Source organism: Micromonospora sp. CPCC 205539, from assembly GCF_036906815.1.
In the GTDB taxonomy this organism is placed as follows: domain Bacteria; phylum Actinomycetota; class Actinomycetes; order Mycobacteriales; family Micromonosporaceae; genus Micromonospora.
The window spans coordinates 379,371-396,821 of record NZ_JBAKHW010000001.1 but is presented as its reverse complement, the minus strand read 5'-3'; the positions used below and the strand labels follow the sequence as shown (position 1 = coordinate 396,821).

At 70.4% G+C, this 17,451-nt stretch carries 13 protein-coding genes; 4 read left to right on the top strand and 9 right to left on the bottom strand.

What is annotated here, in order from left to right; genetic code table 11:
- Positions 1 to 21 precede the first annotated feature (21 nt).
- The 9 genes from V6V47_RS01640 to V6V47_RS01600 all read right to left on the bottom strand — a co-directional run bounded on the left by V6V47_RS01640 (position 22) and on the right by V6V47_RS01600 (position 12,849).
- Positions 22 to 2,826, bottom strand: a complete 2,805-nt coding sequence (locus tag V6V47_RS01640; RefSeq protein ID WP_334626116.1) for an AfsR/SARP family transcriptional regulator — start codon at positions 2,824 to 2,826, stop codon at positions 22 to 24.
- A gap of 149 nt (positions 2,827 to 2,975) precedes the next feature.
- Positions 2,976 to 6,041: a hypothetical protein gene (locus tag V6V47_RS01635; protein ID WP_334626115.1), complete on the bottom strand. Its 3,066-nt coding sequence runs from the start codon at positions 6,039 to 6,041 to the stop codon at positions 2,976 to 2,978.
- A gap of 107 nt (positions 6,042 to 6,148) precedes the next feature.
- Complete coding sequence (locus V6V47_RS01630) at positions 6,149 to 6,622, bottom strand: nitroreductase/quinone reductase family protein (RefSeq protein ID WP_334626114.1); 474 nt, start codon at positions 6,620 to 6,622, stop codon at positions 6,149 to 6,151.
- A 132-nt stretch (positions 6,623 to 6,754) separates the two neighbouring features.
- Entirely contained in the window at positions 6,755 to 7,900 is a 1,146-nt protein-coding gene (locus V6V47_RS01625; RefSeq protein ID WP_334626113.1) for a glycosyl hydrolase, read from the bottom strand.
- 76 nt (positions 7,901 to 7,976) lie between these two features.
- Positions 7,977 to 8,840, bottom strand: coding sequence for a carbohydrate ABC transporter permease (locus tag V6V47_RS01620; RefSeq protein WP_334626111.1), 864 nt, complete (start codon positions 8,838 to 8,840; stop codon positions 7,977 to 7,979).
- Positions 8,837 to 9,745 carry a carbohydrate ABC transporter permease gene (locus V6V47_RS01615; RefSeq protein ID WP_334626110.1) on the bottom strand — a complete coding sequence of 303 codons (909 nt, stop codon included), beginning with the start codon at positions 9,743 to 9,745 and terminating at the stop codon, positions 8,837 to 8,839. The genes V6V47_RS01620 and V6V47_RS01615 overlap by 4 nt, the downstream gene beginning before the upstream one ends.
- Positions 9,745 to 11,124, bottom strand: a complete 1,380-nt coding sequence (gene ngcE / locus V6V47_RS01610; RefSeq protein WP_334626108.1) for an N-acetylglucosamine/diacetylchitobiose ABC transporter substrate-binding protein — start codon at positions 11,122 to 11,124, stop codon at positions 9,745 to 9,747. Before ngcE ends, V6V47_RS01615 begins: the two co-directional genes overlap by 1 nt.
- Before the next feature lie 61 nt (positions 11,125 to 11,185).
- Positions 11,186 to 11,935 (bottom strand): SIS domain-containing protein, encoded by a 750-nt coding sequence (locus V6V47_RS01605; protein ID WP_334626107.1) that lies wholly within the window; start codon positions 11,933 to 11,935, stop codon positions 11,186 to 11,188.
- A complete protein-coding gene (locus V6V47_RS01600) occupies positions 11,932 to 12,849 on the bottom strand; it encodes a MurR/RpiR family transcriptional regulator (protein ID WP_334626106.1) in 918 nt (305 codons plus the stop codon). The genes V6V47_RS01605 and V6V47_RS01600 overlap by 4 nt, the downstream gene beginning before the upstream one ends.
- Positions 12,850 to 12,945: 96 nt before the next feature.
- On the opposite strand from V6V47_RS01600, the gene V6V47_RS01595 reads away from it, so the two are divergent.
- Genes V6V47_RS01595 through V6V47_RS01580 form a run of 4 tightly spaced genes read left to right on the top strand, consistent with a single transcriptional unit; the run spans position 12,946 to position 17,305 of the window.
- Positions 12,946 to 13,896 carry an N-acetylglucosamine kinase gene (locus V6V47_RS01595; protein ID WP_334626105.1) on the top strand — a complete coding sequence of 317 codons (951 nt, stop codon included), beginning with the start codon at positions 12,946 to 12,948 and terminating at the stop codon, positions 13,894 to 13,896.
- Between the two features lie 57 nt (positions 13,897 to 13,953).
- Entirely contained in the window at positions 13,954 to 14,478 is a 525-nt protein-coding gene (locus V6V47_RS01590) for a PadR family transcriptional regulator (RefSeq protein ID WP_334626104.1), read from the top strand.
- Positions 14,475 to 15,155 carry an ABC transporter ATP-binding protein gene (locus tag V6V47_RS01585; protein WP_334626102.1) on the top strand — a complete coding sequence of 227 codons (681 nt, stop codon included), beginning with the start codon at positions 14,475 to 14,477 and terminating at the stop codon, positions 15,153 to 15,155. Before V6V47_RS01590 ends, V6V47_RS01585 begins: the two co-directional genes overlap by 4 nt.
- Positions 15,152 to 17,305, top strand: a complete 2,154-nt coding sequence (locus tag V6V47_RS01580; protein ID WP_334626100.1) for an FtsX-like permease family protein — start codon at positions 15,152 to 15,154, stop codon at positions 17,303 to 17,305. The genes V6V47_RS01585 and V6V47_RS01580 overlap by 4 nt, the downstream gene beginning before the upstream one ends.
- The last annotated feature ends 146 nt before the right edge of the window (positions 17,306 to 17,451 follow it).

Genomic DNA, 17,451 nt, shown 5'->3' with positions numbered 1-17,451 from the left:
CGTACGGTCGGCGGGCGGCGTTCAGCGGGACGCGGCCAGCCGCTCGGACAGCTCTCCGGCCTGCGGATGACCGACCCGGTCGAGGAGCACCAGCGCCTGTCGCCACAGGTCGACAGAGGTGTCGTGGTCGCCCACCGCTTCATGGGTTTCACCGAGACGGACGAGCGTCTCGGCCTTGCCACACTGATCCTCGGCATCGGAATAGAGCGCCAGCGCGCGCCGGTAGCAGGCGGCAGCGGTCGGGTGCACCCCGAGGCCGTGATAGGCGAACCCGAGGCTGTCCCAGGTGTGGGCCGTGCCGAGCCGGTCCTCGATCTCCTCCTGCAGTGCCAGCGCCTGTTCGCAGTAGGCGATGGCGCGCGCGTGCTCGTCCAGCCGAGCGTGGCCCCAGCCGAGCGCGTTGAGCGCGGCCGCCGCGCCGCGCCGGTCGTCGCTGCTGCTGGACAGCGCCAGCGCCTCCTCGGCGTGCGGCAGCGCCCTGCGGGGGTTGCCCTCGATGTCGTACATCCAGGCGAGGTGCAGGTGCGTGCTCGCCTGCCCCGGGCGGTCACCGATCTGGTCGTACCGTGTCATCGCGCACCGGAGGTGACGGCGCGCGGCACCGTAGCGGCGGAGCTGGATGTGTGCCAGCGCAAGGTCCCGGTGCGCCAGCCCCTCGGCGCGCGGATCGCCGCGGCGACGCGCGACCGTGACCGCGGCGGCCTGTACGGCGGCCAGGTCGTGCCACAGCGACAGGCGGCTGAGAAACGGGGTGAGGGCCTGCGCGAGCTGCCCGGCGTGGGCGTCGAAACCGTGGGCGACCGCTTCGTCGACGGTGGCCAGCAGCACCCGCTGGTCGGTGGCGAACCAGGCCAGCGCCGCGTGGTGGTCGGCAAACGCCGGGGCCGACGCGTCGGCGGGCATGGGCAGTGGATCGACCGTCGACGAGCCGGCGTCGACGAGCCTCGCCGCGTCCCGGGCCGCACGCAGGTAGTGATCGAGCATGCGCCTTCGGGCGGCTCTGCGCTCGGCCGCGGAGTCGTGTGCGTCGGTCAGTTCCTCGCCGTAGGCGCGGAGCAGGTCGTGACAGCGGAAGCGGTTGGGGGATTGCTCCGCCAACAGGTTCGCCCGGGTCAGCTCGTCGAGCGCCGGCCGGATCAGATCCGGCGGGGCCCCCGCGAGACTGGCTGCCGCCGCTGCGCTGATGTCCGCTCCGGGGTGCAGGCTGATCTGCCGGAACAGTCGGGCCGCAGCCGGGCTGAGCAGGCGGTACGACCAGGAGAGCACCGTACGCAGGTCGGTGGCCGCGTCGTCGGTGGCCAGGGCGGCGAGCCCGCCCCGGCTCGCGGCCAGTTCGTCCGCGATGGCCTGGAGCGGGAACGTGGGCCGGGTGACGGCCCGCGCGGCCACGATCGACAGGGCGAGAGGCAATCGCGCGGTACGGCTGACCAACTCGTCCACCGCCGCCGGCTGGGTGGATGCCCGCTGCGCACCCAGTCGGCGTACGAGTAGTTGGCGCGCTTCGGCGGCGCTGGGCAGGTCCAGTGCGACGGGATGGGCGCCCTCGGCCGCGACCAGGCCGGGCAGTGTGTGGCGACTCGTCACGATCACGCGACATCCGCTCGACCCGGGAAGCAGCGGACGCACCTGTTCGGCGTCGCGGGCGTTGTCGAGCAGTACGAGCAGCCGCCGGTCCGCGGTCAGGCTGCGGTACAGGGCGAACTGGGCCGCCGGTTCGGCGGGAATCTCCAGGGGTTTGACGCCCAGGGCGGGCAGGAGCGAGCGTACGACGACGGCTGACGGCGACGCCTCGTGTGTCGTGGTGCCGAAGCCGTCCAGGTCGACGTGGAGTTGCCCGTCGGGGAAGTGGTGCAGGCTGTCGTGCGCCCAGCGCAACGCCAGCCAGGTCTTCCCGACGCCCCCGGTGCCGGTGACGACGACGGCGCCGGCCGGGCCGGTGTCGCTGAGCAGCAGCGTCGTGAGCCGAGCCAGCTCGCGGGTCCGGCCGGTGAACATCGTCGGCGGGGCCGGCAACTGCCGGGGGACCACTCGCGCGCTGAGCTTCTCCGGTGACCGCGCGCCGGAGGTCAACAGCTCCCGGTCAGCCCGCAGGATGCGGGTGTGCAGGTGTTGGAGGTCCGGGCCGGGCTCGACGCCCACCTCGTCGGAGAGTGTTCGGCGGAGCTGTCGGTACGTCGCCAGCGCGTCGGCCCGTCGGCCGGCCCGGGCCAGGGCCACCATCAGTTGCCCCCAGGGGCGCTCGCGCAGCGGATCACCGTCGACCTGCGTCCGCAGCGGCTCGATCAGCTCGTTGTGCCGCCCGGCGCGCAGCTGCAGGTCCGCGATCTCCTCCAGCAGACTCGACCGCTGCTCCTGCAGCCGCGTCCGGACGGAGAGCAACACCCCCCAACCGGGGAGGCCCGCGAACGGCTCTCCACGCCACAGCGCCAGCGCCGCCTCGAACGCCGACAGGGCATCCGACCAGCGGCCCTGCCGCAGTGCGTGATAGCCGCGCTGGGTCAGGTCGTCGAAGGCCACGCTGTCCATCGCCTGCGCGTCGTCGAGGACGAGACGGTAGCCGGTGGCGCCAGCGAGGATGGCGGGGTCGGGGGAGCCCGGGGACCGCAGCGCCCGACGGAGCGCCCAGACATAGGTCTTCACGTTGCCGGCCGCCGTCTTCGGCGGGCGCCCCTGCCACAGCTCGTCGACGAGTTGGTCGATGGTCCATCCGGTGCCCGGCTGGGCCATGAGGATGGCCAGCAGGCGCACCTGCATCGGTGTGCCGAGGGCCAGCCGGTCCCCGGATTGAGACACCACCTCGACCGGCCCGAGCAGTTGGTACCGCATCGCCGGCTTTTTCCCCCTCCCCGCAGGGTTCCGTCGTCCCATCGTATGGGTCGGACCGATCCTGCTTCATCGGCTGAACGCCCGGTGGCCTCTACCCGCCCCGGTGACTGGCGCACTGCCGGCGCCCGAAGGCGCCGGCAGTGCTCGTGTCAGTTGGCGTGGGTGAGGCGCGTGGTGATGCGCAGTCCGGTGATCGTGTCGTTCATCCAGGGCACCCGCTCGCGGTGCAGCCCGGCGGTCATCTGGTCGGCCCAGACCTCGTACCGCTGCGTCAGCGTGGCGGCGCGGGACCGCGCGCTGGTGACCAGGCAGTCGCCGAGCGGGTCACCGGGCAGGTTCGACGAGTCGACCGCGGGCTCGCAGGGCAGCTTGAGGCTGACCTGGTCGCGCAGCGGACGGCTGGGGTCGAGCGAGCACGGCGAGCTCCCGCAGATCGCGTAGTTGCCGCTCGCCTTGGCGTAGGCGCCGCCCACCTTGGCGTCCGTGGGCATGTTCACCGGGATCTGGTACTGCCCGAACAGGTTCGCGGACAACACGTCGTCCGAGTCCAACGCGTTGGGCAGGCCCAGCCGGGTGTACGCCTGAAGCAGCCGCGCCGCCGTGTTCATCTTCTTCAGCGCGGCAGGAACCAACCCGCTGACCTGGGTCGTGGTCTCCTGAACCCGGTCGTACAGGTGCTTCTGCCGGCCCTGCAGGAAACCCCGCAGGGTCGTCGTCAGCGAGGCGTCCAGCGCCGTGTTGTTCGTGCTCACCGCGGCGGCCGCGAAGGTGAAACGCCCGGACGGCCACTTCTGGGTCAGGCCCTGCTGGGGCGTGGTCTCGCTGTCGCAGCTGAACTGCTCGCAGTCGACCCGGTAGACCTGCTCGTCGGGCCAGGTGTAGTCGGCGGTCCGCGAGTTCTGCCAGGCCTGGGTCGCGTTCAGTCGGAACCTGCTGTGGATCTGCAGCCGCAGCTTGCCGTAGTAGCGGACCACTCCGGTGCCGAAGCCGGTCGTGCGCGTGTGGACCCAGCTCGGCGTGTAGCAGTAGCCGACCTCGGGCAACTCCCGTACGCCCGCCGGCGGCTCGTTGAGCCGCGGCGTGTACGCGTACTGGAGCGTCTTCACCACGTTCGACATCAGGTCGTAGCGGACGTTGCTGGGGCGGTCGATCTGCGCGCTACCACCGCAGGACGGCACCGTCGCTTCGTCGGCCTTCGCCGGCGCGGCGGCCAACGGCTTGTCCGTGTCCCAGAACAGGTCGTAGTTCTTGGGTGTCTTCCACTGCACCCCGTTGGCGTCCGGCTCCCAGCGGACCTGGATCTCGTTGGTCCGGAAGGCGGACAGTGCGGTCGACAACTCGTCGACGGCCGCGACGTACTCGTTGATCAGCCCCGTGATCAGGGTGTTGGCGTCGCCGTTGACCGGGCGGCCGAAGCTGGCCGCGAGGTCGGCGATGCGCGTGCCCTCCGCCTCGATCTGCGCCGCCCTGCTGGCGCTGACCTGGGCGGCGTAGGTCGGGTTCTGCAGCATCAACATGGAGTACGCCTGCGCGCCGAGGTTCCACACGGTCGGGTTGCCGACCGGCGTCCCCGGTTCGACCATCGCCGGGTCACGCCCGCTGGCTATCCGAGCCAGGTAGTTGATCGAGCGCGCCTCCCCGAAGCTGTTGAGCACGTTGGTCGGGTCGAGGGCCGGGTTGTCGGCGTCGGTCCGGGGCACCACGAAGGCCGCGCCGCTGGCCAACTGCGTGGAGGTCAGGTGGAACTCGTTCTCCGGACCCACGAACTCGCCGAACGTCGGGATCGGCTGGCCGAAGTTCTCCAGGTAGCCGACGTACTGGTTGATGTCGGCGCGCGCGTCGTGCAGGGTGGCGTCGCCGATCGCCGCCAGCACGGTCGCGGCGATGTCCTCCAGGCGCAGGCCGAGCTGGGCGACCTGCTGCTGTACGAGGGTGATCTGCGCGGTGTTGCCGGCGATGGCCGCGTTCAGCTTGTCGAACTGGGCCATCATGTTCGCGTACACCGTGTTGATCTGGGCCTCGACCCGCGCGAAGCTGGCGCGCATCTCGTCGCCGAGGGCCCGCACCTCGTCGCGCAGGGCTTTGACCTGCGCAAGGATCTGCTGGTCCAGCGAAGGGCCGCTGCTGCCGAAGAGCCCGACGACCGACATCACGGCACCGAAGATGTTGCCGGTCATCGCCAACGTCGCGGTGCTGAAGATCGAACCCGCCAGGCCGCGGCCCGTGATCGCCGCCGCGAACTTGGAGATCGCGCTGACCGTGGTGAGGACCGCCTCGCCGATCACCTTGGCCTTCTTGCCGGCGTCGGCGTCGGCGAACCCGATGATGGTGGAGACCATGCCCACCCCGGCTTTGAGGTCGGAGATCGTCTGCTGCCGCTCCTTGTCCCGGTCCTCGGCCGCCTTCTTGGCTGCCGCGGTGCACGCGGCGCTCGGTGGCCCCTCCGGCGGGCACTTGCTGTTGTTGTCGCCGATCTCGAGACGGATCTCCAGGCTCAGGCCGAGCAGCTGCGCGTGCAGGGAGCCGAGCTGCTGCTTGGCCGCCGCGACGTACGCGGCCGGGTCGCCCTGGAGCGCCAGGATCGCGTCGAGGTCGACATGCGACAGCCCGGGGTCTTCCGTGAGTTCCTCGTACGTGCTGGTCACGTCCACGCCGAACGGCTCGCCGAGCACAGCGTTCCAGGCGGTGGCGATCGGCACACTGGCTGCCCCGGCCTGTCGGACCGCGGACCACACCGCGGTGAGCGCGTCGTCGCGACCGCGCAGCCACTGGGTGGTGCGCAGCGCGCCGGACGCGAGCTCTTCGCGGGTGTCCCACGGCTCGACCGACTTGCCGATCACCGCCCCGATCAGGCCGGTGATCTCCGGCGAGGTCCGGGCGTCACCTCCGGGCGCGTCGACCAGGACGTCGACGGACTTGAGCACCAGGTCCTGCTCGGGCGCCAGCAGGTCGAACGCGGTCAGCGAGCTGTCGAGCAGCTGCTTGCGCGCCGTGAGCTGGGTCTGTGCCTGTCCGGCCGTGGCGTTCGGGTGCAGCCGGTGCCACTGGACGAGCTCGGCCGACAGTACGGCGGTCTTGATCCGGTCGGCGCCCTGGATGTGGATCTCGGTAACCTGGCCGAAGGCCCGGTCGGTCAGCGTCGCCTGGGGGATGGGGACCGGACTGGCCGCCGCGGGTGCGGCGTGCAGCACGCTTGCCGCCGTGACGGCGATCATCGCCACGACAGCAGACCCGCGCCTCAGGCGTGAGGAACGTTGAGATGTCATTACTCGAACGTATTGAGCAAGCTGAAGCGGTGCTGAAACGGCGCTGATTCGCCAGCTCAGGCCTGGTGTCGGGGCTCCAGGACCACCACGGCGGTCTCGGACGACCGCAGTGCCGCGAAGGCGTCGAGGTTGGTGTCGATCTCGCGCCAGCGCGCCCACAGCCGGGAGCGTTCGTCGCCGGTCGCGGCGCGTCCACGGACCAGCCGCTGCCCGTCGACCAGGTTGACGGTCGCATCCGGATGCGTCTGCAGGTTGAGCCACCAGGCGGGCTCCGCCGCACCCCATCCGTTCATCGCCAGCGTGAACAGATTCGACCCATCCTCCAGGTACGCGACGATGACGCCGCGCAGCTGGCCGCTGCGGCGCCCGGTGGTGGTGAGCCGCAGAGTGCCCCAACGGTCGACGCGGGGCCGCCAGAGCCCGACCCGGCCACCGAAGCCCCGGTACAGGCCTCGGTGCACCGACCAGGCCAGCCGGATGAACCAGCGCGGCGGAAGCTTTGGTTTCTTGGCCCGATCCTCGATCGACACGATGACCTCCCACACCTACCAGGCGATGGTATGAACAGGATGCCAGCCGACGCCTCGACGGACCAGCGGCCGAGCAGCCACTCGCCGGTGACCCGCGAGCGGCTGCCCGTCCCGTTCCTCGTGCGTCCTCGGTCAGCTACCGCAGCGGCCGAGATCCTCCCACTGCTGGGTCCAGCCCGGCTCGGAGCCCTGCGTCCAGTACCGCGCCCGCCACAGGTGCTTGCCGTCACCCGACACCGGGCCGTTCGGATCGCCGTACCTGCTCTTCTCGTGCTTCACCGTCTGACCGCCGGTATAGGCGGTGGCGAACGCCCACTCCGCCGCCGTCGAACAGTTGCCGGCCGGCGGTGGCGTGGTGGGCGGGGTCGTCGGCGGAGTCGTCGGCGGGTTCGGCGGGTTCGTGCAGCCACCGGTCGTGGCCACCGTGTCCGCGAACGTGCTGCCCGCCGATCGGTACGCCGCCGTCTTCGACGTCACCTGCGCCGGGGTCAGCGCCTGGTTCTTCGCGAACAACATCCAGTCGACCTGCTGGATGTAGGTGCTCAACCCGCCCGAGTGGGCGGCCGTGTCGATGAACCAGAGGTTCCAGTTGATCGTCATCGTCTGCCGGGGATAGAACTTGCCCGAGTGGTCGCCCACCTGCACACCGTCGATGTAGTAGACGACCTGGCCGTTCGCCACCGTGGCCACCAGGTCGTGCCAGCCGTTGAGGCTGCTGCGCTGCTCCGAGTGCACGTTGTCCGCGTACCAGGGGTCGTTGCGGTACGTGTACCAGGTGGTCTGGTAGTTGATCGGGCCGGTCTCGCCCCACCCGCCGTTGGGCAGGTACTCGGAGATGTCCAGCTCGCTGTACGTCGGGTCGAGGTCACCGTTCAACGGGCTGATCGTGAAGAACGTCTGGTTGATGTGGTCGCCGTCGTTCCCGCTGGTCGGTGTGTCGGTGAAGCGCACCCGGCTGGCGTACGTGCCCTCGAGGTAGCGCTTCTGGGTGCTGTAGAGCTCCGCCTGGTTGGTGCCGGCGCCGGTGCCGTCGGTCGAAGCGGTGAGCTGCATGACCTTCTGGCCGCTGACCGTGGGGAAGGTGATGCTGTTCGGGGACCAGGTCGCTCCGGGCACACCCGGGCCACCGGCGTAGCTGCGCGGGGTCCAGCCGTGTGTGGTCAGCGAGCTGTCGCTCGACGAGGAGTAGGAGAAGTCGTCGAACAGGTAGCCGCATTCGGCGGCGGAGGCGCTCGGTGCGCTGCTGAAGACTGCCAGCGTGCCGAGCAGGGTCGCCACTCCCGCGAACCCTATAGATCTACGTTTGTCGATTGACATGAGGCGGGTCCTCCCATGGGTGGGGGATGGGTAGGGACTACTTGACCGCGCCGGCGGTCATACCGGCGCGGATGTGCCGTTGGAACGCGACGTAGGCGATCAGTACCGGCAGCATCGCGATGGTCAAGCCGGCGAACAGACCGCTCCAGTCGCTGCGATACCCCTGGCTGACCGACAGGGCGGCCAAACCCTGCGCCAGGACGTACCGGTCCGGGTCGGGATTGAGGACCAGTGGCAGGAGGTACTGGTTCCAGAGCCCGAGGAAGTTGAAGATTCCGACGGCGACCAGGCCCGGTCGGGCCATCGGCAGCATCACGCGGAAGAAGACCGCGCTGTGCGAACATCCGTCGATGAATGCCGCCTCCGCCACCTCAACGGGCAGCGTGCGGAAGAACGCGTGCAGGAAGAAGACCGTGAAGGGCACGGCGTACGCCGTGTACACCAGGATCAGACCGGGGTACGTGCCCAGCAGGCCCAACTGCGCAACGACGAAGAAGAGCGGCACCAGCGCCAGGAAAACCGGGAAGAACATCGCCGCGACGAAGGTGTAGTAGATGAGCCGGTTGCCGCGGAATTCGTAACGTGCCAGGGCATAGGCGACCAGCGAGCCCAGCAGCATCGTCAGCAGCAGCGCGCAACCCACGACGATGACGCTGTTGAGGAAGTAGCGGCCGATGCTGGCCTGGGTCCACGCACGCGACCAGTTGTCGAGCTGCGGCGAGGCCGGCAGCGCCCACGGCTCGTTGAGGATCTCGTTGTCGGTCTTGAAGGAACTGATCACCGCCCAGAGCAGCGGCAACGTGGTGACGACGGCCCAGGTCAGCATGGCGAGGTGCGCGGGAAAGGCCCGGTAGGACGCGGCCTGGCGCCCATGGCCGCGCTGCGCCTTGCGGTCGGTCATGCCAGCTCCAGCTTTTCCCTGCGGCCCGACCGGAGCGCGAGCACGGCCAGGGTCAGCGTGGCGAAGAACAGCGCGACACCCATCGCCGACGCGTAGCCGAACTTCCCGTACTGGAAGGCGTTGCGGTAGAGCGACAACCCGATCACCTCGGTCGCACCGTCCGGGCCACCGGGGCCGACGGTCATCACCTGCACGACGGCGAAGGCATCGAGTGCCGCTATGCCGAGGTACACGAATGCGACCTGCACGCTCTCCCGCACCAACGGCAACGTCACCGTGCGGAAGGTCGCCCAGCCGCCGGCCCCGTCGAGCAACGCCGCCTCGAACAGCTCACCCGGAATGCTGTCGATCGCCGCGCTGAACAACACCACGTAGAAGCCGACCGACGACCAGACCAGGACGGCCATCACCGCGATGAGCGCCAGAGACGGTGAGGCGAGCCAACTCCGGGTCAACCCGTCCAGGCCGACCGACCGCAGCGCTCCGTTGAGCAGGCCGGTGTTCGGGTTGTAGACGAAGCCCCACAGCACCGCGATGACCACGAGGGACAGCAACTGCGGAAAGAAATAGACGATCTGGTACGCCCCTGACCCGGCGATCCCCCGCCTGCCACTGCGGCCGCCGAGATGCATCATGCTCGCCAGGAACAGCCCGATGCCGATCGTCACCAACGGCACCACGACCAGCATCACCGCGTTGTTGCGGACCGCGTCCAGGAACAGGTGGTCGCCGCCGAGGCGGGCGTAGTTGCCCGCGCCGACGAAGCGCGCCTCGCCGGCGACGCCGGTCCAGTCGGTCAGCGACAGGTAGAAGGCCTGCGCGTACGGCGACAGCACGAAGACCGCGTGCAGCAGCAGCGCGGGTGCCAGCGCGCCAGCCAGGAATCGCCACCGACCGTGTTTCATCAGCGGGTGTACTTCTTCACCGAGGAGTCCAACGCCTGCGAGTCGGCGGCCTTCTGGATCCGGTCCGACCACTGCGTCGCGGTGATGCGCTTGTTCACCAACTCGCCCGTGGCGTCGTCGACGGCCTTGGCCAGCGGCGCGTACCAGGTGCGGAAGCGGTAGGTGAACGTCTCCGTCCCGGCGGCCTGGACCGCGTCGCGGACCGAGCCGAGGCCGCTGCTCAGCGTCAGACCATCGGTGGCGCCGGCCACGGCGGGCAGGGTGCCGGCGGTCTCGGCGAACGCTTTCGCCGACTGCTTGGAGAACAGGATCCGTAGGTACTCCATGCCACCGGCGGGGTTCTTCGCCTTCGACGGCACCAGGAACGACTCACTGCTGGCCGCCTGGACCGCGGTCTGCTTCAGCGCGTCCGTCGTCGTCCGCGACGGCACGGGCCCCATGACCATGTCGAAGTTCGGCGCGGTCACGCCCTTCTGCTCGCTCTCCAGCCACGAGCCGCACGGGATGAACGCCGCTCTGCCCTGCGACCAGGCCGCCTGCGCCTCGGTGTGGGACAGCGCCTCGGACCCGGACATGATGTAGCCCTTGCCGGCCAGCTCCCGGAAGGCCTCGGCGGCGGAGACCAGGCCCGGCGACTTCCAGGCGTTCGGCTCCAGATTGTCGACGGCTTTGACCAGCGTCGGTCCACCGGTCTTGGCGGCCATGCTGAGCAGCGGGTCGTTGATGTACTCCGGGTACTTTCCCTGGTACGTCCAGGGCGCGATGCCGGCCGCCTTGATGGTCGCGCAGAGAGTGAGCATCTCCTCCCAGGTCTTCGGGAAGGTCCAGCCCTTCGCGGCGAAGAGCGGCTTGGAATACCAGAGGCCCCAGGCCGTGTACGTGAAGTTCAGCGTCAACGGCACCTTGTCGAACGTGCCGTCGTCGACCACGCCGGGCAGCAGCGTGTCGCGTACGGTCTTGCCCGGATCGTCGTAGGCGGGTGCGTCGAGCAACTGGCTCAGGTCGCTGACCTGCTTGGCGGAGACCAGCGTGGCGATGTCGAGGCGGCTGGCGCCGGTGTTGTCCACGACGTCCGGCGGGGTGTTCGCGACGAACCGGGGCTGCAACGCCTCCCCGATCTTCTGGATGCCCTGGTGGTCGATCTTCGCGCCCGCGTACTTCTGGGTGTAGAGCGTCTCGGCCCGCTTGGCGTAGTCGTCGCCGTACCCGCCTTTGAAGATCACGACTTCGAGTGGCGCGTCCGCCTTGACGCCCAGCGGGTTGTCGGCGCTCTTGGCGCCGGTGTTGCCGGCGGCCGGGTCATCGTCGTCGCCGCCACTGGTCACGCAAGCGCTCAGCAGAGGGAGGGCGGCGCCGGCGGTCAGCGCCGTGCGCAGCACGGTGCGTCTCGTAGGGTACGGTCCGGAAAGGGGTGCAGGGTTCATCAACTGGGCCTTTTCCCTAGGCGGTACGCCGGATGCGCCCGGCGTACCGCGCTTCGATGTGTGTGTTGTGCTCCCGCCCGCCCGGCACGTTGTCGGACAGGTAGACCGGCGGGGCGACATTGAGCGCCAGCAGCCGTGCCACCACCTCGGTGACGATCTGCTGGGCCAGCAGTGCCGCGGTGATCGAGGAGACGGCTCCGACCGCGCCGTCGCCGTAGTCGAGGGACGCGTCGCCGTACGGTGCGCCGTTGTCGAGGACGACGTCGGCGAGGTCGGCGAGCTTGAGCCCACTGGGGTGCCGCGATTCGACCCGGGCGGAGTGCTCGACCGAGGTGATCGCGATCAGCGCGTGCCCGCGGTGTTTGACCAGGTGCGCCATCTCCACCACCGCGCCGTTGACGCCGGAGTTGGAGGCGATGACGAACGCGTCGTCGGGCTTGATCGGGGCGAGTTCGTAGAGGCGGTGTGCGACGTCGGGTGTGCGCTCGAGCTGCGGGTCGCTGAGCACGCTCGTCGGCTCGCCGCCGTACAGGACGATGTCGCGCAGGGCGATCTTGTTGGTCGGGACGAGGCCGCCGGCCCGGCCGGCGATCTCCATGGCGAGCGCCTCGGAGTGTCCGCAACCGAACGCCTGGATCACCCCGCCGGCCTGGAGCGTCGCGGTCAGCAGGTCGGCGGCTTGTGCCACCTGGTCCCCCTGGGTGGTGCCGACGCGTTCGATGGCCTTGGTGATGACTTCGACGTAGTCGGCGCTCTTGATCGTCACAGCGGCTTTTCCCTCCGTGCTCGCTTGCGGTTGGCGTTGGTGTCCGGCATCCGGTGCGCGTCGACGGCCCGCACGGTGAGTTCGAGCGCCTCGGCGGTCCGTTCGTAGGTGCGCTGCGCGACGGCGACGTAGATGAGGTCGAGGATCAGGAGCTGCGAGTGCAGCGCGGAGAGGGCCGCAAGCCGGAACGTGGTCTCGTGCACCGAGGTGGTGAAGACGACGTCGGCGACCTCGGCCAACGGCGAGCGGGCGAACGACGTGACCGCAACGGTCAGGGCGCCGTGATCGGCGGCCTCGGCGAGCACTTCGATCGCCTCACGGGTCCGACCGGAGTGCGACAGGCTGATCGCGACGTCGCCGGGCCCGAGCAGCGCGGCGTTGGTGAGGGCGGTGTGCGTGTCGGCGCGGTACCGCACCGGGACGCGGATGCGTTCCAGCCGGAACGCCATCTCACTGCCCGCGGTGCCGCTGCTGCCCAGCCCGAAGATCTCCACCCGGCCGGCGGCGGCGATCGCGGTCGCCACCCGTTCGACCGTGGAGGTGTCCAGCCCGGACGCGGTCGCCTGGATGGCCCGGGTGTCCGCGGCGGTGATCACGTCGAGGACGCTGCCGAGCGGGTCGTCCGGTGCGATGTCCCCGGAGATGTCGGTCTCCCAGCGTGCCTGCTCGGCCCGGCCGGTCTCGGTGGCGACGGCGACCCGCAGGTTCGCGTACCCCTTGAAGCCGAGTGCCCGGCTGAAGCGGGTGACCGTCGCGGTGGAGGTCCCGGACCGCTCGGCCAGATCGACGATGCTGGCGTGCGCCGCCGTCTCCGGATCGCCGAGGATGGCTTCGGCGATCTTCGCCAGGGCCTCCGGCATGGTCGGCCCTTCCATGCGCAGCCGCACCAGCAGCCCGCCGCTCTCACCCGTCACCAGTGATCGTCCTTTTCATCGAGTAGCTATGGCAATGAAAATTACGACCACTTGAGCGTCTAGTCAATAAGAAGTTTCCATGCTTCGATCTGCTCCATGGTGCTGGTATTGGGAATCGACGCTGGCGGTACGGCATCCCGGGCGGTCGTGGCCACCCGCGACGGCGCCGTGCTGGGTCGCGGTTCGGCCGGCCCCGGCAACCCGACGGCGGGCCCGGCGGCCGCTCACGCCATCGGTGCCGCGGTGCGCGAGGCGCTGGGCAGCCACGATCCGGCGGTCGTGCTCAGCGCCGTCGCGGGCCTCGCCGGGGTGGCCAACATGGCGGATCCACGGATCGCGGAGGCCTTTGCGCAGGAATGGGTCCGATGTGGCCTGAGCTGCCGGGTCACCGTTGTCGGCGACGCGGTCGCGGCCTTCGCGGCGGGCACGCCGGCCCCCTCGGGGGCGGTGCTCATCGCCGGCACCGGCGCCGTCGCCGCCCGCATCGACGACTGGAGCATCGGCCACACCGTCGACGGTCTCGGCTGGCTGCTCGGCGACGAGGGTTCAGGTGTGTGGCTGGGGCTGCAGGCGATCCGCTCGGTCGTCCGGGCCTGGCCGACGTCGACCGTCGCGCCCAGGCTGGCCACCGCGATCGCGGCCCAGGCGCAGGTGACCACGCGCGACGGGCTCGTGCACTGGGCTGGCCACCAGCAGCCGAGGGCGTTCGCCGCGCTGGCACCTCTGGTGTGCGAGTGCGCTCTGGCCGGCGACGCCCTCGCCGAGCGACTGATCGCCGAGGCCGCCGCTCGACTGGTCGCCTCCCTCGGCGAGCTGGGCCCGCCGGGCGGCCCGGTCGTGCTCGCCGGCAGCCTGCTGACCAGGGCCACGCCGGTCCGGGCGGCGGTCCTGGCCGCCCTTGCCAGCCCGATCGCGACCGCCGGGGAGCCCGCGGTCGGAGCCGCCTGGCTCGCGCTGCGTCAGGTCATCGGCCAGAAGGAGGCGACAGGGCTGCACGACCGCATGCTGCGGCTGGAACCGCGCTCGATGCCGCGCGGACGCGCATAGCGGGGTAAAGACCGGGGGTATATACGCGGTGTATACCCTCGGTGTAGTGTGCTCGGCATGAGCGTTCCCCTTACTCTTCTCGGCCTGCTCGAGCGAGAGCCGAGCCACGGCTACGACCTGAAGCGCGAGTACGACGCGTACTTCGGCCGTGGCAAGCCGCTGCCGTTCGGCCAGGTCTACTCAACCCTGAGCCGGCTTGCCCGCGACGGCAAGGTGGTGATCAGCGAGGTCGGCCCCGGTGACGGGCCCGACCGGAAGCGCTACATCATCACCGACCTGGGCGCGACCGAGGTCGAGCAGTGGCTGACCCAGCCGGTCGAGCCGGAACCGCACCTGCAGACCGTCCTGTTCGCCAAGGTCATGCTGGCGCTGATGCTCGACCGGCCCGCCAGCGAATACCTCGACACCCAGCGCAGCGCACACCTGCAGCGGATGCGGGAGCTCACCGAGATCAAGCGCACGGGCAACCTCGTCGACACGCTGCTCGCCGACCACGGCCTCTACCACCTGGAGGCGGACCTCAGGTGGATCGAGATGACCAGCGCTCGGCTGGACGCCCTGAAGAAAGGGGTACGGCCATGAGCGTCGCGATCGAAGCGCGGAACGTCGTCTTCTCGTTCGGTCCGACCCCGGCGCTGCGCGGCGCCAGCATCGCCGCGGATGCGGGGGAGATCGTCGCGATCATGGGGGCCAGCGGCTCGGGCAAGTCGACCCTGCTGCACTGCCTGGCCGGCATCCTGGTGCCGGCCTCCGGCGAGGTCCTGTTCGACGGGGCCCGGGTCGACACCATGGCCGAAGCGCAGCGCAGCAGCCTGCGCCGCGACCGCTTCGGGTTCGTGTTCCAGTTCGGTCAGCTCGTCCCCGAGTTGACCGTCGCGGAGAACGTGGCGCTGCCGCTGCTGCTGGGCGGCGTCCGCCGGGCCGAGGCGCTGCGCAAGGCGCACGGCTGGTTCGAACGGCTCGGGTTGGAGGGCCTGGAGCAGCGCCGGTCGGGCGAGCTTTCCGGAGGGCAGGCGCAGCGGGTCGCCCTCGCGCGTGGTCTGGTCGCCGGGCCGAAGGTCCTCTTCGCCGACGAGCCGACCGGTGCGCTCGACTCGCTCACCGGCGAGCAGGTCATGGACCTGCTGGTCACCGTGGCCCGCGAGCAGGGCACCACGGTCATCCTGGTCACCCACGAGCCGCGGGTCGCCGCGTACGCCGACCGCGAGGTCATCGTGCGCGACGGCCGCGTGAACGCGCCAGACCGGATCGCTTCATGATCCGCCTCGGGCTCCGCCTAGCCGTAGCGGGTGGGCGCGAGGCGATCACCCGCCTCGTCATCATCGCCGCCGCCGTCGCGGTCGGCGCCGGGTTGCTGCTGGTCACCCTCGCCGGGGTCAACGCCACCAACGCGCAGCTCACCCGGTACGCGTCGCTGTACCCCCAAGCCTCGGCAGAGGGCGGCACGGATCCGTTGTGGTGGTCCACGCGCGAGGACTTCTCCCGTGGCGAGGAGATCGTGCGGGTCGACGTCGCCGCCACCGGGCCGGGCTCGCCGACCCCGGTCGGCATTCCGCGAACGCCAGGGCCGGGGGAGTTCTACGCCTCGCCGGCGCTCACCACGCTGCTGGCTTCGACCCCCGCGACCCACCTGGCAGACCGCTACCCGGGGCGCAACCTCGGCGTGATCGGTCCGGCGGCGCTGGCATCGCCGGACGCCCTGGTCGTCATCGTCGGCCGCACCGCCGAGGAGGCAGCCGCGCTGCCGAACGCCATCCAGCTCACGAGCGTCGGCGGCGAAGCCCCCGCACTGCCGCAGGCGGCCGTGAACCTCATCATCGGCGTCATAGCCGGTGGGCTGCTGTTCCCAGTGTTGATCTTCATTGGTACGGCCACCCGGCTCAGCGCCGCGCGCCGGGAACAACGGTACGCGGCGATGCGCCTGGTCGGTGCGGCACCACGGCAGATCTCGGTGATCGCGGCCACCGAGGCCGCCACGGCAGCGGTAGTCGGCACCGCCCTGGGCTTCGCGCTGTTCTTCGCGTTCCGCGGCCAACTCGCCGCGATCCCGTTCACCGGCATGCGGTTCTTCCCCGCCGACATGGCCCTGCGACCGGTGGACGCCCTGGTGGTCGCGCTCGGTGTGCCGGCCGGCGCGGCGCTGGCGGCGTGGGTCTCGCTGCGCCGGGTCCGGATCTCCCCACTCGGCGTCACGCGGCAGGCCACCCCGCGCCCGCCCCGCGCGTACCGGCTGATCCCGCTCGTGCTGGGCGTCGCCGAGCTGACCTACTTCCTGGGCCGGAGGCCACAGACGTCCTCCGGCCAGACGGCGGCGTTCCTGCCCGGGCTCCTGCTCATCATGGCCGGCCTGGTCTTCGCCGGACCCTGGCTCACGATGACCTGCGCCCGCCTCATGGCCAGGCGTGCCAGCCGCCCCGCAACGCTCATCGCGGCGCGCCGCCTCGCCGACAACCCGAAGGCCGGCTTCCGGGCGATCAGCGGCATCATGCTCGCCCTCTTCGTCACGAGCGTGGCAATCGGTGTGATCACCACGATCGTCGCCAACCGCGGCCCGGCCCCGAGAGGCTCGACGGACGCCGGCACGGTGTCCACCGCCTTCTTCCACGAACCGCCGCACGTCCCCGGCACACTGCTGGCCGAGCTGCGTGCGGTCCCGGGCGTGCGGAGCGCGACCGTGATCCACCGCAACCCGGATCAGCAGGGCGAGCCGGGTGTGATCGCCTGCACCGACATTCCCCAGGTGTACGGCCGGTGCGTCGACGGCGCCACCGTGGCCGCGGTGCAGGACAACTTCGTCCCCTTCCGTGAGTCGGTGTCCGCCACGCGGGAGTGGCCCGCGGCGTCGCTCACCCTCGACGACCTCCAGCGACTGCCGGTGCTCTCGATCGTCGTGGGCACGGACGGTTCGACGGACGCCATCGAGCGGTCCCGCACAGTCCTCTCCCTCGCCCTCCCGAACTTTTGGATAGCACCGAACTCGCCCGGCGATTTCGAGTCGACCTTCACCGACCAGCTGCGGGGCTGGCAGCAGTTGGCCAACGTCGTCATCATCGCCAGCCTCGGTCTCGCCGGCTGCAGCCTCGCCGTCAGCGTCGTGGGCGGCCTCACCGAACGCAGACGGCCTTTCAGCCTGCTCCGCCTCAGCGGCGCACCGGTACGGACCCTGCGCCGCGTGGTCGTCCTGGAGAGCGCCGTGCCGATGCTCGCCGTCGCCGTGCTCGCGATCGGCGTGGGCCTGCTCGCCGCCCAACTGTTCCTCAAGGCGCAGATGGAGTACACGCTCATTGCCCCGGGCGTCGAGTTCTACGCGATCGTGATCGTCGGCCTGGTCGCCTGCCTCGCCATCATCGCGTCCACCCTGCCCTTGCTGGAGCGGATCACCGGCCCGGAGACCGCCCGCAGCGAGTGAGTGCGAGAGACGGCGGGCAGCCATGGCTCCCGCCGTCTCTCACCGCCGCACCGGCCGCCGATGCGCGGCCTGGCGGTCGTGCCACGCCTCGTCGGCGGTCAAGCCGAAGGGTTTTCTTTGACTTCGAGCCCGTTTGCGGGCAACGT